The organism is Gracilinema caldarium (genome assembly GCF_029265695.1).
Lineage (GTDB): Bacteria > Spirochaetota > Spirochaetia > Treponematales > Breznakiellaceae > Gracilinema > Gracilinema caldarium_A.
In genome coordinates this window covers 65,561-82,980 of record NZ_JAJUHW010000001.1, presented here as the reverse complement: position 1 = coordinate 82,980, position 17,420 = coordinate 65,561, and the positions used below count along the sequence as shown (strand labels likewise).

Genomic DNA, 17,420 nt, shown 5'->3' with positions numbered 1-17,420 from the left:
AATGTAAATAAATTACATCGATAAGCTGCCGATAAATTCGCAGCCTTTAGCCTAAAATATGCTTATTTTCTGGCAAAAAGGCAAGAAAAGCGGCTAAAGAGAACGAATTTTCGGGTAAAACAACAAAAATAAGGCTCATAAATTCAGGAACTTGTTACCCACAGAACAACACCATATCGGGGAACTCAGCGGCGGGCACTTCCCTATTGTTTTGGGAAACGGATTTCTACTCGAGTTCCTGCCGGTCCCGTGTGGAGCTTCATAGTTCCTTTAATTTGAGCCGTAAGAGCCTGCGTTATGAGACTCCCTACGCCAGTCCCTTCGATAATTCGTTCCTTATCGGCCGCATCAAAACCGCAGCCATTATCCTCTACCGCTAAAAGATATTCATCACCCTGTTCTTTTAATAAAATAGTAATACGGCCTTCGGTTTTTCTGCCAAAGGCATACTTAAAGGAATTGGTTGCTAGTTCCACAATAATGAGGGCGCAGGTAATAGCCCGATCAAGGGGAAGGGATACATTATCCGCATCTGTCTCAATGAAAATAGGTATAAGTAACGAATGGTAGGATTCCAGACTGTGAGCAAGCCGTTCAAGATAGACAGACATGGGCACCAGACTGAATGAATTGGAAGTATATACCGTTTCATGCACCATTGACATGGCATAGACTTTTTCTTCCAGCTCAAATAAGACAGCTTGGAAGGGTTCATCATCCAATTTGTCTGCTTCCAAATGAATAAGACTCGCAATTACCTGAAGGTTGTTTTTTACCCGGTGATGTACTTCTTTTAAAAGCACGTCCTTATCTGCAAGAGATTGTTTTAATGAACCCATGGTATCACGCAATTTTTCGAGCAGATTTTCAAAAGACCGGGCAAGGGAACCCAGCTCGTTCTTTCGCAGTGCTATGGATTTTAGCATTGCATCTTCTTCGGGGGAAAAATCGAGGGTAAACCAGGCTTCAAGACTCAGGCGGCTCACCAGCCTTGTGAAATTGTGGATAGGGGTCTCAACTGCTACCACTATCCCGTATATGAGAACGGCAAATACAAGGAAAGTTATAACGTACAATATGGTCATGTTGACCATGTTCCGATAAAGTTCGGCTCGAAAGGCATTTTCGGGCAAGGCGATAGTGACGAACCAAGAAGCCGCAGATTGCTGTCTATACTGATGCGTAAGTACCCGATAGGGGACTCCCTTGAAAACCAAGGTTTTAGCCGTTTCATGTAAAGGAGGTAAAGGCCAATACCCTTCTTGCTGTTTCCCATCGGAACTGAAAATAAGATTCCCTTTTACATCTCTTATTGCCACATACCCTTGATATTCTTGAGCGAGATCAGCAATGGTCTTTGCCAGATCATTTAATAAGAAATCAACGCTGATCACCCCGTGGATAGTACCGTTTTTAGCATAAAAGGGAATTGAAGCTGCTATTACCTGATTCCCTGTCGACACAATAGTAAAGGGATCAGAAAAACTTAAAGTACCTGCAGCAAGAGCATTCACATACCAGGGTCTTGTTCGGGGATCATAGGATTTTCTGCGGTCTACTTCTTTGAGAGTGCCATCCTCATAAGCTGTATACCACACGAGATCTCCAGCTGTTTCTTTTCCTGCTTTACCATACCGAATGGTTCCCTCTTCCAAACGCTGGGCTTCTATATAGGACCCATCTGAAAAACCAGCGCATACGATATGTACAGAGGGAAAAGCAAGTAGCTCCTTTTCAAGAAGAGGTAAGAGATCATCATAATGAAAAGGAGAAGCCTCTTCGAAAATAATTGTATTTGTTTTAATCAAGCTTTCATGGTTTGCAATATGACTTGAAAATTCCTCAAAAACAATTCGAGATGTACGCTTTGCTAAATCATTCAGGGTCTTTTCTGAAACATTTTGCAAACTGCGGGCAGTAAAAAACCAGGAAAATCCGAAGATAAAAACCAAAAGAACTGTTAAAGTGATAAGAAGGGTGCGCCTCAAAGCCCCCCGGCTAAAAAGGGACGTTAATACATTAATTAACGAAAGAAATATAGTATGATACACTCTTATAATATACCATAAAGTTTCAGTCTACGGCTTTTCTTTTTTCATAATTTCCCTTTACAATAGACACTATGGATGAACAAAACCGGAGCCAGGTGGACCTGATACGGGAAGCCTTTTATTACCAGAGCCGTTTTGATGGCACCACCATGGTGTTCAAAATCGATTTTCCGGTTACCGAAGACCGGCAGTTCAAGTACCTCATGAAAGATCTCGCCCTGCTTGCTCAAACAGGGATCCGCATTGTCATTGTCCCGGGAGCTAAGGAATGGATTGACGCGGTTTTAAAAGAATATGACATTGAATCATCCTATGAGGGGTCGGTCAGAATAACCACCGAAGCAGCTATTCCCTTTGTAAAAATGGCTGCTTTTGAAGTAGCCACCCGCTATATGACCGAACTATCAGCAAGCCGAGTAGACGCAGTCATCGGGAACTTTGTCCGAGCCCGGGGAATTGGCGTTGTAAACGGTATAGATTTCGCCCATTCAGGCATGGTCGATAAGATACAGGCGGAAAGCTTAAAAAAACTGATGGATCTTGGCATGGTGCCGATTTTACCCTGTATTGGCTGGAGCCCTGCAGGTAAGCCTTACAACCTTCCGAGCGACGAAATTGCCCTTGCTGCCTGTGAAGCCTTAAGGGCAGTGAAATTTTTTATTGTTTCTAACCGATCCGGCATCACAAGCGAACAGTGCAGGATTCCAGAATCGGTCTATTCAGGGACTTCTGGCAGACTTGCCCGTCTCACCCCCCAGGAAGCGGAGGAAATACTCAAGCTCAACCCGAAACAAACCAATGAACCGGCACTTAAAGAATTGGCCCTGGCCATCCGGGCATGCCGTCTCGGCGTAGAACGAGTCCATATTGTAGACAGCAGAGAAGAAGGCGCGGTGCTACGGGAACTCTTCTCGAACCTGGGGGTCGGGACCATGGTTTATGCCGATGAATATGAATCGATAAGGCCCCTTAAGCCAGCGGACATTACAGAAGTCTTAAGGCTTATGGGACCCCTTATGGAAAAGGGCATACTGATACAACGAAACGCAGAACAGATCCTTGAAAAGAAAGACGATTATGTGGTGTATGAGGTGGATGGTTCAGTCCATGCCTGCGGAGCCCTTCATGACTGGGGAGAAGACCAGGGAGAGATAGCAGCCCTTGCCACGGATCCACAATACACCGATTTAGGCTTGGGCCGCAGGATAGTAGGTTACTTGATAGACCGGGCCAGAAAACGCAATTTCCGCCGGGTCTTTGTCCTTACCACCAGAACCCATGACTGGTTTGAATATCTTGGCTTCCGAGAAATTCCAGTGGAACAGCTTCCCGAAAAAAAACGAAAGGTCTATAACCAGGAACGGAAAAGCAAGGTTTTTGCCCTCGACCTGTAGGATGCACCCATCATGAGCAGAAGCAAAACCTGTACTGCCCTGGTACTTCAGGTGCGACAAAGCGGAGAAGAGAACCGGGAAGCGGTATTCTTATCCCGGGAAGAAGGGATTCTTAAAGCCACCCTTTTTGGAGGACCCAAAAGTAAGCTCAGAGCCTATGTTTCACCCTTTCATGAAGGCATCCTATGGTATTACGAAGACCCTGTACGAAACACCAAAAAAATTACCGATTTTGATGTTCGCCATTGGCGGCCTGCACTGCGGGAATCCTATTCACATCTCATGGCAGGTTCATCGCTGCTCGAAATAGTCTTGGCAAGCCAGGGCAGTGGAGGTCCATGGCAGGAAGCGTTCTCGCTGCTTTCAGAAACCCTCGAGACACTCAGTACCATACAAGAGGCTGGCATACCTGTTATTGTAACTTATTTTATCTGGAACTGGCTTAAAGTACTCGGTCTATTGCCAGAACTGGAACGTTGCCAAATTTGCGCTTGCAACGTCCGCCCCGATGAAGTAGTATGGTACTCTTCCCTCGAACAGCAGGCATATTGCAGTTCCTGTGGAGAACCCATACAAAGGACTGAACGGGAACGGCTTTTTCCGATCAATGGTGGAGGCCGGCGATGGGTTTCGAGAATACTGGAATTACCCGCGAGCCAGGTGGAGCGCTACCGTGTTGATGAACATACGCTGGCTCAGGTACAGCGACTAGGAACCGAGTTGCTGCAACAGGCCCTTACCCGCCGTATCAGTTTTGGGGACACACTTGACAGCAGAAGGAGTAACCTATGAGAGCTGTAGACATTATTATGAAAAAACGTTCTGGACAGGAACTTACACGGGATGAAATTGAATTTCTTATTGGTGGCTATGTGGCAGGCACCATTCCGGATTACCAAGTATCAGCCTGGGCCATGGCAGTCTTTTTCCAGGGGATGACACCAGCCGAAACTGGTGTGCTTACCGAAGTCATGCTCAAATCGGGCAAAGTAATCGATCTTTCAGGCATTCCCGGCCCCTTTGTAGACAAACATTCAACCGGCGGAGTGGGTGACAAAACCAGCCTCATACTGGCACCCCTTGTCGCAAGCCTCGGTATAAGGGACCCCATGATGTCCGGCCGAGCCCTGGGACATACCGGAGGCACCCTGGATAAACTTGAATCCATTCCCGGATACCGCACCAATCTCAGCGTAGAAGAATTCCGTTCGATTATTAACAAAGATGGCTTTGCCATGACGGGCCAGACAAAAGAAATAGTCCCTGCGGATCGGCTCCTTTACGCACTCCGGGACGTTACGGCCACCGTAGAATCGATCCCTCTCATTACCGCCAGCATTCTATCCAAGAAAGTGGCCGAAGGAGCAGAAGGTCTCGTATTCGATGTTAAATTCGGCTCCGGCGCATTCATGAAGGACCCGGCGGAGGGGGAAAAACTCGCCCGATCCCTGGTCAGCACAGGCGCTGCCATGGGTAAGAAAATTATAGCCCTTCTTACCGACATGAACGAACCCCTGGGAAATATGATGGGCAATTTCCTTGAGGTGGAGGAATCCCTCGATTGCCTCGAAGGCAAGGGGCCTGCGGACCTTATGGAAGTAACCCTGGAGCTCGCAGCCCGCATGGTTGTATTGGGAGGGAAAGCAAAAACCGCTGCAGAGGGACGCAAACGCTGTGAAGAGGCCCTGGCAAGCGGCAAACCCCGAGAGCTCTTTTTGGACAATGTTCGCAGCCAGGGAGGAAACCCCAAGCAGCTTTTGGAATTACGTGGAAAATACCGTTCTGAATATGTAATGCAGATTACCGCTCCCGATTCTGGCTATATACACCACATCGATGCATTCCAGATAGGACTTGCAGGGGTGCACCTCGGGGTTGGACGAAACCGCACCGAAGATACGGTGAGCCCCACCGCGGGAATCCAATTTCATAAACGCTATGGAGACTATGTCAAAGCTGGGGAACCGGTTATGACCGTTTGGGGAAAATCAGCCCAGAGCCTTGAGGATGCAAAACCGCTCATATTGGGAGCCCTGCACATTCAACAGAACCAGCCCGCACCCCGAACACTGATACTTAAGGAAATTGCCTCCTCATGAACTGGTATAAAAAGGAAATCTCCCCCGATCAGGTTAAAGACATCGCGGGCCGTTATGGATGCGATCTCCTTGTCGCATCCATCCTGGTCCGCCGCGGCATTACCAAAGGCGAAGATATTCGGTACTTTTTAGAATCCGATGTGCGTCACCTGAGAAACCCCTTCCAGCTTTCCGGCATGGAGGATGCGGTAGAGCGCATCCTGGCGGCCAAAGATGAAGGGGAAAAGGTGCTCGTATTCGGAGATCGGGATGTGGATGGTATTACCAGCACAAGCCTTTTGGTTCGGCATCTAGAAAAAATGGGTATCGATGTCCGCTGGCAGGTTCCCTTAGGAGACGATGCGTACGGGCTCTCGAAAGAAGCGGTTGAACAGTTTGCTGCCGATTACGGGACCCTCATTATCACTGTGGACTGCGGTATTTCGAACATCGAAGAAATCAGCAGGGCCCGAGAATTCGGCATCGATGTTATTGTGGTGGATCACCATAATCCCCAGGATGTACTGCCTGAGGCCTTTGCCATCATCAACCCTAAGCTAAAAGAGTCCCCCTACCCGTTCAGAGACCTCTGCGGCTGCGGTGTAACCTACAAGCTGGTCTCGGCCCTCCGCTTTGCGCAAAAAAGCGAACTCTACGGACAAAACATCTGCCTTCTCACCACCCGGCCCACCAACGATGCCTTTGTGGTCGAGGCGGTCCATCTCCGCAACCTGGTGGAACAGAGCCGGCTCACCGAAACGATTATCCCGGGGATGGTACAACTGGAACAGACGCGGCTGCTTCCCTTCCTCAAGGATCAGCAAATTCTTACCTGGGATGCGCCGCTCCAAAAGAAAGCCTTTGCAAAAATGTTTGGTCCCGCCGTGGAAGTCTATATGCTCGATGTGGCCCCCGAAATTGCAAAGGTGCTGCCCGCCGTAGCCGGGAAAAGTCTCCTCCGTATCAAAGAGCTATCCCGCATCGCAAAATATTCGGACAAAAGCCCCAGTGAGCTTGATGTATTCATCAATCTATTTGTCTCCTTTATCCAAAAACGGGAGGCCTGGTACGGCGAAGAGGATCAGCAGGACCTGCAGCTCGCGGCCCTGGGGACTATTGCGGACCTGATGCCCCTTAAGGACGAAAACCGTATCATTGTACGCGCTGGCCTTGCAGCAATGGAAGCCAAGGCCCGGCCGGGGGTGTCGGACTTACTCTTTAAGCAGGGCCTCGCCGGTAGGCATCTTAATGCGTCTGACCTGGCCTGGCAGCTCTGTCCGGTTATTAACGCCGCGGGACGCATGGGAAAACCAGACCGGGCGGTGCAGCTGCTTTTAGAAGATAATCCCAGTGAACGGGAACGGCTGGCCAACGAAATATTGGAAATGAATGAAAACCGTAAAAAACTGGGCAGCGAAATCTGGAATATCGTAGAACCCATGGCCCAGGCAAGCATGGAGGTCTATTCCAATAAACTGGCTATCGCCTTTGGGCCCGAAATACACCGGGGCGTCACGGGTATCATGGCAAGCAAAATGGTGAACCGCTTTAAGGTTCCATCCCTCGTTGTGGCCTTTAACGGCGAGCACACCGTGACTGGGTCTCTCAGGTCAAGCCGGGGCTATGACCTGCGTTCCCTCTTGGACCAGTGCGCCGATCTCTTCCTGGACTGGGGTGGCCACGATTTTGCCGCTGGCTTCAGTATGCTCAAACAGAACTGGGAAGCCTTTTTGGAACGCCTCAAGCTTGTGGCTGCCACAATGGAGCTTGAGGATTCTGAAGACGAAGAACTCGTTCAGATTGATGCAGAACTGCCGCTTAAATATATGACAGGCGACCTCTTAAATATCGTTGACCTCTTTGAACCCTATGGCGAAGAAAATAATCCCCTTATTTTCCTGGCCAAAAACTTAAAGATTATCGATATTTCACTCATGGGTAAAAACGAAGCGAAACATGTCAAACTGACCATCGATGCGGGGACCTACAAATGGCCTGCGGTGTATTGGCAGGCTGCAGAAAAGGTAAAACGAGACTTCGACCTTAACGATACGGTAGATATGGTATTCCGAATAAACAGAAACTATTTTAACGGAAACGAGACTCCCCAACTCATCATTACAGATATAAAAAGATCGGGGACCTGGGAGCAAAATAGCCCACAATGATGAAGAAAAAGCTCTTTTACAAATCTTTCTTTGTATTGATTTTCCCCCTCCTCACAGTGTTGCTTGGGTCCGGTATATTTCAAAGCCGGGAAGCAAAAACGCTGGCTCTCCAGGATGAACTGAGTCCGGGATCTCCAGTAACAGTTGTGCTTGCCATCCCAGTACCTCAAGGAGCAAGTGCGGCTCCCAGTGAATCGACCAAAGAAAGTTCACTTCTGCCGGGGGACCTCATTCCCTTACGGGTACAGTTATTGAACGAGCATAATAAAAGGATGCTGTCGGCCCCTTTCTTTTATTACGACCGCATTCAAAAAGATGGCACTGACTATACGGTTTACCTTGCCCTTTTGGTTATTCCTAATACCTATGAGGGAAGCAGGGCCTATCTCGATATTCGAACAGACACCGGAGGAGCCAATAACAACCCCGGGATCTCAGATTTGAAACTTCCGCCGCGGATTCAATTATCAATTACGAAAAAGGCTTTTAATGCCGAGACCATAGCCCTGGGGCCTGCAAATACGGACATCAAGACAAAACCGGACCCGCAGAAGGATAAGGAAGCGGCAGAATTATGGAAACTGCTCGTCGCTACAAAGCCGGGTCTGTATACGACGGGAACCTTTGCCATGCCGGTGGATTCAAATCGCAGGACAAGCTTTTTCGGAGACCGGCGGATATACCAATATTCTAACGGTACTTTAGAACGGACCATCCATGGCGGCATAGATTTTGGTGTGCCTAAGGGAACCGTTGTGCGCGCTACCGCGCCGGCCCTGGTTCAGATGGCACGGTTCCGCATTGTTACGGGCAACACGGTCATACTGCAGCATGCCCCCGCGGTCTATTCTATTTATTACCACATGGATTCCCTTTCGGTAAAAGAAGGGGACCTCATTGATACGGGAACAGAAATTGGAAAATCCGGTTCCACGGGTCTTTCTACGGGACCTCATCTGCATTGGGAATTCCGCATTCAGGGTGAATTTGCCGATCCGGATCTGATGGTCCAAACCGCACCGCTTGACAAGGATCGCATTTTAAGTAAAATTGTGCCGTTCTTAGAAAATAATACTGACCGGTCAGCGGAAGGGAGGTGAAATACAGTGGCCCATATTGTTGTAGACGACAACGAGATGCTGGAAAAGGCGATCAAGCGGTTTAAGCGGATGGTCGAAAAAGAAGGCATCATCCGGGAATACAAAAAGCGGGAATATTATGAGAAACCTTCCACCATCCTCAACCGGAAAAAGAAGGCTATTCAGCGCAAGCTGATGAAGAAAAACCGCAAGGGTAAATCCGAATATTAAGAGCAAAGGCTGTCCTCCATTGGACAGCCTTTTTTATTTACTCCTATTAAGACGCTTTCAAAACTCGCAGACTAGTGATCGCCTTGAGAAATTGACACAGCTTTTGGGATTTCTGAAATTGGCTTATCTATCTGTTCTAAAAACTTCTGGTATTCTTTATATACCCCTCGGTTAAGCAATATGGTACTGTGGCTTTCCTTAAAACGGCGCACTACTGGTTCCTGGTTGTCTCCAAAGCCTAAGGATGCAATATAAGATTCGCTCACATCTAAAGGTGTAAGCTGATCATAATCGGCAAGGAGAAATAAGATTCTATCAGATGGAATTTGAGGATACTTTGCATATCGGGGACTTACTGAAGCAAAGACCGATGCCACCGTTTGTGGATCCACCCCTTTGGACTCAAACTGTTGCCTGATCCCTGAAAAAGGAAGAGAGTCCCAGATAGTATTCCAATCAATGAGGGGAATCATCAATACTATATGGTCAAAGTCCTCCTGTTGGGAAAGAAGAAGGAGACTTGCCGCACCAAAGCTGCCACCCCAAGCTCCTATCCGTTCATATCCTTCCTTTTTAAGCCATGAGAGACCTAGAGCTAGTTCGTGGACCGCATTGTTCATATTGTTTCTAAAACTCATGAGATCTGGAGTAATAAGGCCTTCTCCGGCCTTTTTGCCTGGCATTTGCCGATCCAAATGATAGGGAGGGATCCAAACCAAAACGTCCCAGCCAGAGGAAAGTTCTATCCGGAAAAATTCTTTTATAAATAAAAATGCGAGATCCGATACACCAAAACCTGGCGCCCAGAGAATTACTTTCATTGGTCCTTCTCTTCTGGTATGAAAATAATAAAAATAACTGTCACCCAGCGGGTACCCTTGGGGAGCAGGAAATTTCAAGCGCTCACCCAAAACTTGTTTGCCACTCAAAGACAGCTTCCAACGTTTCAAGGGTTGCCGTTCAGCCGGTTTCATATCATTTTGGATGGTCCTACTATTTGGTTCATAGGCCTGATTCTCCGGCTCTTCTGTATTATCCAAAATGGGTACCAAAGATTGTTCCCGGCCCAACATAAGTTCAATTGAACGGGCATAGTCTTTTAGACCCCTCACATCAATATTTGCTTTCATACTTTGACAGGAAAGAAGAACCATGCCACATAGCCCCCATGTAATTGTTTTTGCTAGCCCCATTGTTATAATATACAAAGAAAAGGATAGATCGACGAAAAAACCAGCTTTTACTAAATTGCTGGCAGCCCGCTTAGGCTCGCTGCTTATTCTTTTTATTATGTCCTCCTGCGCCACTGTACACATCGGTATTGATATACTCAGAGGCAAGGATAGGGACCAGGAATTAGCGGTACCCCCATTAGTCTGGAAAGTCTTAGAACAAGAAAAATCACAGGGATCTGAAAATATAGACAATCTAAACTCTGCGCCTCTCGTATATACCTTAGGTAGAATCTCCTTTCCGCCCCTCGCGTTCTGGGCTGTGAGGATAAACCTTGCAAGCCCCTTAGTCCAAATTGTAGTAGGGCCCGAACCGCTCGCCTACGGATTCGTACCTTCTGTCAGGGTATCCCGTTTTGCAGAACAATATGGCTGTACAGTTGCCATTAATACCAACCCCTTTGACCCCGTTTCTGACCGGGAGGGAGAAGAGCGGCGTGTTGTAGGCTTGGCGGTACAGGAGGGCCGCATATTCTCTGATCCAGTGCCCGCCTTTGGCGCACTGCTTATTGGAATGGATGGGATTGCCCGTATAGCGGAGCAAACAGATATCCCTATAGCCGGAAAAGTGGATAGCCCGGCTGCCGTTTTAAACGTTTTAGACGCTGAGTCTGTACGCTATGGGGTGGGCGGCTTTTATCAAGTCCTTAAGGATGGTATTCCGCTTAAAGGCAGAACAAGCCGAGCCCCACGCAGCGCTGTAGGCGTGAGCCGGGATGGCACAACACTCATACTCCTTGCCGTGGACGGCCGGCTCCTGGACAGTGTGGGAGCCACGGAATACGAAACTGCCCAGATACTACTGGGTCTTGGAGCCTGGGATGGCCTACTCCTCGATGGCGGCGGATCCACAAGCTTAGTTATTCGAAAACCGAATAGCCCTGCGGAAATCCTTAACCATCCGGTCCACGATGGGACTTTGAACCGAGAGCGGGCCGTGGCGACCTGCCTCGGGATCCGCCTTATAAGCCAAGTCGACTCCAAATAATATTCGTAATATCCAGTAAAGAGCCGAATTAGTAAGCCTGAGAGCCTAAATACTTCCTAGGTATTCTTCCGCCTTTTCCGCCAGAGTTTTATAGATCCATGTACGCTTCTTCTTATCCTGTTCAAGAAGGGTAAAACGAAAGCCCGGAAGCTCGCTCACAAAGCCGGAAAGAGGAACCACGCAAATACCCGTCGCAGCAAGCAGCCAATACACAAATCGTTTGTCCGGCGCTACGTTTTTAGTTCGCTCGGTTATAAAATCTTCGAGCCCCTTGTCTGCTACCGGAAGGCGCCTCATAGCTTCTTTCCCATCAAAGAACTGTTTTGTATCGAAGAGGGCCGTTGCATAAAGGGCACCCCGGGGTTTTATGAGCCGTAAGCCCCTAACCGAAGCAAAAGCATCCTCTGCCTCGTCGGCCCGTTCGGCAAACATCTGAGCCCGGCGTTCAAGATGAGAAGAATACCGACTGTCCCCCATAATGTCCGGAATACATAACTGGGGCAAGGTGGTGGAGCAGACTTCGAGCCGTTTGGAATCCACAAGACTCTGAACATAACGGGAAAACTGGGGATCCACATTTTTGTTATACACCTCAATCCAGCCTGAACGGGCTCCAGGCCAAGGCACTTCCTTGGAAATAGACCTGAGGGCTAGCCCCGGAACATCCCCAATGACCTGTGAAAGGGCAGCTGTCTTATTGCCGGGAAACACAATATTTGCATAGGTTTCATCGGCGATGATAAAAAGGCCATATTTTTTTGCAATGGCGACAAGTTTTGTAAGCACCTCTACCGGATACACCGCACCGGTCGGATTGTCAGGGTTGATAAGCAAAAGCCCCGCAATGGCATCATTGTATTTTACCTTAAGTTCCACATCCTCCAGGTCAGGCATCCAGTTGTTTTCTGGATCGAGCCGGTAGGTGAGGTGATCGTAGCCAGAGTGGGCTGCTTCTGCGGAGGACAGGGTGGAATAGGCCGGCGAGGGCCCTAACACACGGGCTTCCCGGCGCAAGAATCCGAATACCTTGGCAACCGCATCTCCAAGGCCGTTAAAAAAGATAATGTCCTCTGCCACTAGCGGTGCTGCAGAACATTCCATAGCTCCCAGGGGATTTAAGAGAGATCGCTGATTGGCTAAGCCAGCAAGAAATTCCCTGGTTTCACGGACACCTTCGGTATCCGAATAAGCATAGGAAAGGTCCTCCATTACCCTGCGGCGAACAATGTCTTTAATCCACTCAGCCACGGGTTCGCCCTTTTTAACCGGATCTCCGATGTTTTCCCAGGTAATGGGTACATTCCACCGACCTAACTCACGGGCAAAGGACACTATTTCGCGGATTTCGTAGCGCAACTGACCAGCCCCCGGATGCACAATATCCCTTCTCATACAAACTCCTTTGGGCCGAAGTTTTCCATGTATGGGGATGGTCTTCTCGATGTCCTCTATGGACATAAAAAAAGCCGCAATCCCCACCCTGGAGGACCACGGCTCTGATATGTTGTGGTATCAGCTAACCGCGATCCTCCGGGATAGCGGCTGCTGCTGCGAGACTAATAGAATTGGTCATACAAAACTGTATAAACATACTATTATTTTGCATGAAATTTCACTTTCTGTCAAGTGCGCACACCATGTGGCGGGGCACAGCTATCACGTTCTATTAGCTGTACCGGAATGAGCACCCGGGAGGGTACTTTTTCACCGTTCAGCAACAGTTTCATAAGTTCTGCAGCTTTCCTTCCGATGGCCTGCCTGTCTTGCCGGAAGGTAGTGAGGGGAGGATGGGAGAAGCTCGCCCACAGATTGTCATCAAAACTGATAATAGAAATATCCTCTGGTATTCTTAATCCCAGATCATGACAGGCATTCATGACCCCCATGGCCATAATATCACTGGCGCAGAAAATGGCCGTCGGTTTTTCATTTCGGCGCCATAAATCCATCATGGCCTTGTAACCCGATTCGCCGTTCCAGTATTCGGAAATAATGATAAATTCATCCCGAATCGGGAGATGTCGCGATAAGAGGCCAGCCTTATAGCCTTCAAGCCGCTCATAGCCTGCTGCAGCGATTGAATCCTGAGGACCAGCAATATGGGCAATCAGCCTATGCCCTAATTTGTACAAATACTGAACCGCCTCCACCGCGGGCTTAATATTTTCTGAAGTTACAGTCGCGATTTCAGGGAAAACAATGTTGGATGATATACAGGGAATGTTGCTGTTCGTGACATCCCTCACTTCTTCATCTTTGGCATCCACGTTCACCACCAAGACCCCGTCAACCTGCCGGTATCGGCAATGTTCCAGGAGGCTCATCCTTTTGCCTCCTAAGTTTCTGGCTATAAAAATGAGCTCATAACCTTCTGATTCCATTTCCTGCTTAAAGGCATTTATAATGGTGGAGAAAAGCGGATGTTCTATACCAATGCCCATGTCATCTTCTTCGTAGATAAGACCGATAAGCCAGGATTTTTTTGTTACAAGCCCCTTAGCGCTTGAATTGGGAACATAACCCAATTCTTTGGCAACCTTTAATATCTTTTCCTTCGTTTTTTGCCCAATATCGCTCTGGTTGTTCAGCGCTTTCGACACGGTCGGAGCAGAGTACCCGGTAATTTTGGCAATATCGTAGATGGTAACCATGGTCATCCTATCATACAACCGAACGTAATCGATTGCAATCATTTTACCCCTTGAGATGTGGTCTTTTCGCCGTTACAATAGGGTATCTATGACTGATTTTGTTCACCTCCATGTCCATTCGGACTATTCTCTTTTAGATGGAGCGGCCTCGGTAAAAAGTCTTATCACTAAGGCAAAGGCCCTGGGTATGAAACACCTGGCCTTAACAGACCACGGCAATATGTTCGGCGCCCTCAAGTTTTTTAAAGAATGCAAGGCCGCAGAGATACACCCCATTATCGGCAGTGAATTTTATATGACCACCGGTTCCCGCTTCGATAAAAAAGGATCCGAAACAGGCAATAAATACTACCACCTAGTGCTCTTGGCAACGAGTGAAACGGGCTACCGGAACCTGATGAAGCTGTCATCCTTTTCCTATACCGAAGGATTTTATTATAAACCTCGGATAGACGAGGAACTACTGGTTAAATACCATGAGGGACTCATTGGCCTTTCTGCCTGTCTAGGGGGCGAAATTCCCAGCCTCCTTCTGGAAGGAAAAGCCCAGGAAGCCCTGCAGCGGGCCAGGAGACTCCGGGAAATCCTGGGGGATGACAACTTTTATTTGGAACTCCAGGACCATGGCCTGCCGGAACAGAAAAAGGTAAATCCACTCCTTGTAAACCTATCAAAACGGACCGGTATTCCCCTCGTGGTAACCAACGATATCCATTACCTCGATAAAGAAGATTCGGTAGCCCAGGACATACTCTTATGTATCTCGACTAATAAAAAACGGAACGAACTGAGCCGTATGCGCTTTGAAACAAGTGAGTTTTACCTTAAAAGCGGCGATGAAATGGCAGCCCTCTTTCCGGAATATCCCGAAGCTATACTGAACACGGTCCGTATCGCCGAACGGTGCCATACCAGCATCCCCCTCCCCGGACCGCTGCTTCCCGATTTTGAACTTCCCCCGCCCTTTACCAATGGAGCGGATTATATCAGGCACCTGACCTACGAGGGACTTAAAAAACGCTATGCGGAAATTACCGAAGAAATTCGGCAGCGGGCCGACTACGAACTGGATATCATCATAAAAATGGACTTCGTCGGCTACTTTCTCATAGTGGCGGACTTTATTAACTGGGCAAAGGAACATGACATTCCCGTCGGTCCCGGACGCGGTTCAGGTGCAGGCTCTATTGTCGCCTATGCCATGCGGATTACCGACATAGATCCCCTTAAGTACAACCTCCTCTTTGAGCGTTTCCTAAACCCCGAACGGGTATCCATGCCAGACTTTGACGTAGACTTTTGCTTCGAACGGCGGGGAGAGGTTATCGACTATGTAACACGGAAATATGGCCGGGAACGGGTCGGGCAGATTATCACCTTTGGAACCCTCAAAGCTAAGGCGGTCATAAAAGATGTAGCCCGAGCGCTGGATATTCCCCTGGAAGAGGCCAACCGTATCGCCAAGCTTATCCCTGAGGATCCCAAAATGACCCTGGCTAAAGCTATGGAACAGGAGCCTGAGCTGGCAAAACTTGCGGAGGATCCCAAATACCAGGAACTTTTTGCCATAGCTAAACGGCTGGAAAACAAAAACAGGCACTCAAGTCTCCATGCGGCAGGTATCGTCATCGGAAAGACCGAGCTTACCGACTATGTGCCCCTCTACCGGGATGCTAAAACCGGCACCGTCGCAACCCAGTTTACCATGGACCAGATTGAGGAATGCGGACTGGTAAAAATGGACTTTCTGGGACTTAAAACACTGACTCTCATAAAAAACACCCAGGACCTGATCCGTAAGCGTGGCGGAATATATGCCGATTTTGATGCGGATAAAGTCAGCGAAACCGATCCAGCTACCTATAAGCTCCTTGGAGAGGGCCAAAGCACCTGCGTATTCCAGTTCGAATCCTCAGGCATGCAGAGCATCCTGAAACAGGCAAAACCGAACAAAATAGAGGACCTCATTGCCTTGAACGCCCTGTACCGGCCAGGTCCCATGGCCTACATCCCCCAGTTTGTCGATTCAAAATGGGGCCGCAGGCCGATCGAATATCCCGATCCCTGTCTGGAAGGGATCCTTAAGGAAACCTACGGCGTCATCGTTTACCAGGAACAGGTTATGCAGGTAGCCCAGATCATTGGCGGTTACAGCCTTGGCCAAGCGGACCTGCTGAGACGGGCCATGGGAAAAAAGAAGGCCGATGTCATGGTCAAGGAAAAAGCCCGGTTCATTGAAGGGGCAAAAAAGAGGGGCTTTTCCGAAGCCGATGCAGACCGGATCTTCGAGATCTTGGTTCCCTTTGCAGGCTACGGCTTTAACAAGAGCCACGCTGCGGCCTACTCGTTAGTCGCCTACCGGACAGCCTATCTAAAAGCCAACTTCCCTGCCGAATTCATGGCGGCCAACCTTACCAACGAAATCACCAGCACGGACAAGCTTCCCGAATATATTGATGAAAGCCGCCGCATGGGGCTTACCATAGAACCGCCGGACATCAACCGTTCAGAAAAATATTTTACTGTTGTGGACGGCAAAATAATTTACGGTCTTTTAGGCATTAAGGGCTTGGGAGACGCGGCGGCGGATGAAATCATAGGCCAACGCGCAAAAGACGGCCCCTATAGCACCTTTATGGACTTTTTAGACCGGGTAGATATTAAAACGGTTGGTAAAAAGGTCATAGAGCTGCTTATAAAGACCGGAGCCTTTGACAGGCTCGGCCAAAGCCGGCCCACCCTCCTTGCTAACCTGGAACGGGCAGTCGAATATGCCCAAAACAAAAAGGAAGACAAGAAATTCGGCCAGTCGAGCCTTTTCGAAGACTCCGGCGAAAAAGAATATCCCGATTTTGAGTTTGAGCCTGCGCCTGACTGGGACAAACAGGAACAGCTTGCCATAGAAAAGGAACTCATCGGTTTTTATTTTTCAGGCCATCCCATGGATGACTACCGGCAGACCTGGGAACGGTCGGTAAGCCTAGATCTATCCCATCCGGAACGTTCCAGCCCCGACAAGGAATATGTTATCCTCGGGCAAATCAAGTCCTTGCGTCCCTACCAGTCCAAAAATGGGAAATGGATGGGCTTTTCTTCCCTTGCGGACTTTAAGGGACAAATAGACCTGACCCTCTTTTCCGACGCATGGGAAAAATACAAGGACAAGCTTCATATTGATGAAATCGTAGCCCTGAAAGGCAAGGTAGACCGTTCCCGGGGCGAAAAAATAAGCTTTATTGTCAATGAAATGCTGGATATCCAAAACCTCACCGAAAAATCATACCGGGAAATTCACATACGGCTTAAAACTGAAGTCTGTACACGGGAAGAGAATCTATATCCCCTGCGGGACCACCTCTTTGAACACTCTGGCCCCTGTTCGGTTTTTATTCACATTCCGGTTCCCGGTGGTGAATCGGTCGTGCGGACCGCAACACAGATTACAAGCGGCGCCGATTCATGGGCGCTGGAATCGATAGGTATGCTGCCCGGTGTTGCGGAGGTCTGGCGGGAATAAAAGCCTATGAGATGCAAGACGCTGACAAAGG

Annotated in this window: 12 protein-coding genes; 8 read left to right on the top strand and 4 right to left on the bottom strand. The window is 48.6% G+C overall.

Translation table 11 applies throughout. From position 1 onward, the window contains the following. Positions 1-203 precede the first annotated feature (203 nt). Positions 204-2,051, bottom strand: coding sequence for a histidine kinase dimerization/phosphoacceptor domain -containing protein (locus tag Q7P68_RS00345; protein ID WP_304221375.1), 1,848 nt, complete (start codon positions 2,049-2,051; stop codon positions 204-206). A gap of 71 nt (positions 2,052-2,122) precedes the next feature. Between Q7P68_RS00345 and argA the strand changes: the two genes are divergently transcribed. Genes argA through rpsU form a run of 6 tightly spaced genes read left to right on the top strand, consistent with a single transcriptional unit; the run spans position 2,123 to position 9,001 of the window. Then, positions 2,123-3,445 (top strand): amino-acid N-acetyltransferase, encoded by a 1,323-nt coding sequence (argA, locus tag Q7P68_RS00340; RefSeq protein ID WP_304221372.1) that lies wholly within the window; start codon positions 2,123-2,125, stop codon positions 3,443-3,445. Between the two features lie 12 nt (positions 3,446-3,457). Next, entirely contained in the window at positions 3,458-4,237 is a 780-nt protein-coding gene (gene recO, locus Q7P68_RS00335) for a DNA repair protein RecO (protein ID WP_304221370.1), read from the top strand. After that, positions 4,234-5,544: a thymidine phosphorylase gene (locus Q7P68_RS00330; protein ID WP_304221367.1), complete on the top strand. Its 1,311-nt coding sequence runs from the start codon at positions 4,234-4,236 to the stop codon at positions 5,542-5,544. The genes recO and Q7P68_RS00330 overlap by 4 nt, the downstream gene beginning before the upstream one ends. Then, positions 5,541-7,691, top strand: coding sequence for a single-stranded-DNA-specific exonuclease RecJ (recJ, locus tag Q7P68_RS00325; RefSeq protein WP_304221364.1), 2,151 nt, complete (start codon positions 5,541-5,543; stop codon positions 7,689-7,691). Before Q7P68_RS00330 ends, recJ begins: the two co-directional genes overlap by 4 nt. Further along, positions 7,688-8,791 carry a M23 family metallopeptidase gene (locus tag Q7P68_RS00320; RefSeq protein WP_304221361.1) on the top strand — a complete coding sequence of 368 codons (1,104 nt, stop codon included), beginning with the start codon at positions 7,688-7,690 and terminating at the stop codon, positions 8,789-8,791. The genes recJ and Q7P68_RS00320 overlap by 4 nt, the downstream gene beginning before the upstream one ends. A 6-nt stretch (positions 8,792-8,797) precedes the next feature. After that, complete coding sequence (gene rpsU / locus Q7P68_RS00315) at positions 8,798-9,001, top strand: 30S ribosomal protein S21 (RefSeq protein WP_013969387.1); 204 nt, start codon at positions 8,798-8,800, stop codon at positions 8,999-9,001. Positions 9,002-9,072: 71 nt separating this feature from the next. Here rpsU and Q7P68_RS00310 read toward each other — a convergent pair whose 3' ends face one another. After that, positions 9,073-10,131: an alpha/beta hydrolase family protein gene (locus Q7P68_RS00310; RefSeq protein WP_304221354.1), complete on the bottom strand. Its 1,059-nt coding sequence runs from the start codon at positions 10,129-10,131 to the stop codon at positions 9,073-9,075. Positions 10,132-10,153: 22 nt separating this feature from the next. Here Q7P68_RS00310 and Q7P68_RS00305 point away from each other — a divergent pair, with 22 nt between their 5' ends. Then, the gene (locus tag Q7P68_RS00305; protein WP_304221352.1) at positions 10,154-11,221 is read left to right on the top strand and encodes a phosphodiester glycosidase family protein; all 1,068 of its coding nucleotides are present in this window, start codon (positions 10,154-10,156) and stop codon (positions 11,219-11,221) included. A gap of 45 nt (positions 11,222-11,266) precedes the next feature. Here the strand turns inward: Q7P68_RS00305 and Q7P68_RS00300 are convergent, their stop codons facing one another. Beyond that, positions 11,267-12,613, bottom strand: coding sequence for a pyridoxal phosphate-dependent aminotransferase (locus Q7P68_RS00300; RefSeq protein ID WP_304221350.1), 1,347 nt, complete (start codon positions 12,611-12,613; stop codon positions 11,267-11,269). Between the two features lie 230 nt (positions 12,614-12,843). Next, positions 12,844-13,914, bottom strand: a complete 1,071-nt coding sequence (locus Q7P68_RS00295) for a LacI family DNA-binding transcriptional regulator (RefSeq protein ID WP_304221346.1) — start codon at positions 13,912-13,914, stop codon at positions 12,844-12,846. Between the two features lie 46 nt (positions 13,915-13,960). Between Q7P68_RS00295 and dnaE the strand changes: the two genes are divergently transcribed. Continuing rightward, positions 13,961-17,389: a DNA polymerase III subunit alpha gene (gene dnaE, locus Q7P68_RS00290; protein WP_304221343.1), complete on the top strand. Its 3,429-nt coding sequence runs from the start codon at positions 13,961-13,963 to the stop codon at positions 17,387-17,389. Positions 17,390-17,420: the final 31 nt, after the last annotated feature.

Coding starts and splice junctions, on each gene's coding strand:
- Q7P68_RS00310 (WP_304221354.1), bottom strand. CDS start 10,131: ATGAAAGCAAATATTGATGTGAGGGGTCTAAAAGACTATGCCCGTTCA.
- argA (WP_304221372.1), top strand. CDS start 2,123: ATGGATGAACAAAACCGGAGCCAGGTGGACCTGATACGGGAAGCCTTT.
- recJ (WP_304221364.1), top strand. CDS start 5,541: ATGAACTGGTATAAAAAGGAAATCTCCCCCGATCAGGTTAAAGACATC.
- Q7P68_RS00295 (WP_304221346.1), bottom strand. CDS start 13,914: ATGATTGCAATCGATTACGTTCGGTTGTATGATAGGATGACCATGGTT.
- recO (WP_304221370.1), top strand. CDS start 3,458: ATGAGCAGAAGCAAAACCTGTACTGCCCTGGTACTTCAGGTGCGACAA.
- Q7P68_RS00330 (WP_304221367.1), top strand. CDS start 4,234: ATGAGAGCTGTAGACATTATTATGAAAAAACGTTCTGGACAGGAACTT.
- dnaE (WP_304221343.1), top strand. CDS start 13,961: ATGACTGATTTTGTTCACCTCCATGTCCATTCGGACTATTCTCTTTTA.
- Q7P68_RS00305 (WP_304221352.1), top strand. CDS start 10,154: ATGCCACATAGCCCCCATGTAATTGTTTTTGCTAGCCCCATTGTTATA.
- Q7P68_RS00320 (WP_304221361.1), top strand. CDS start 7,688: ATGATGAAGAAAAAGCTCTTTTACAAATCTTTCTTTGTATTGATTTTC.
- Q7P68_RS00300 (WP_304221350.1), bottom strand. CDS start 12,613: ATGAGAAGGGATATTGTGCATCCGGGGGCTGGTCAGTTGCGCTACGAA.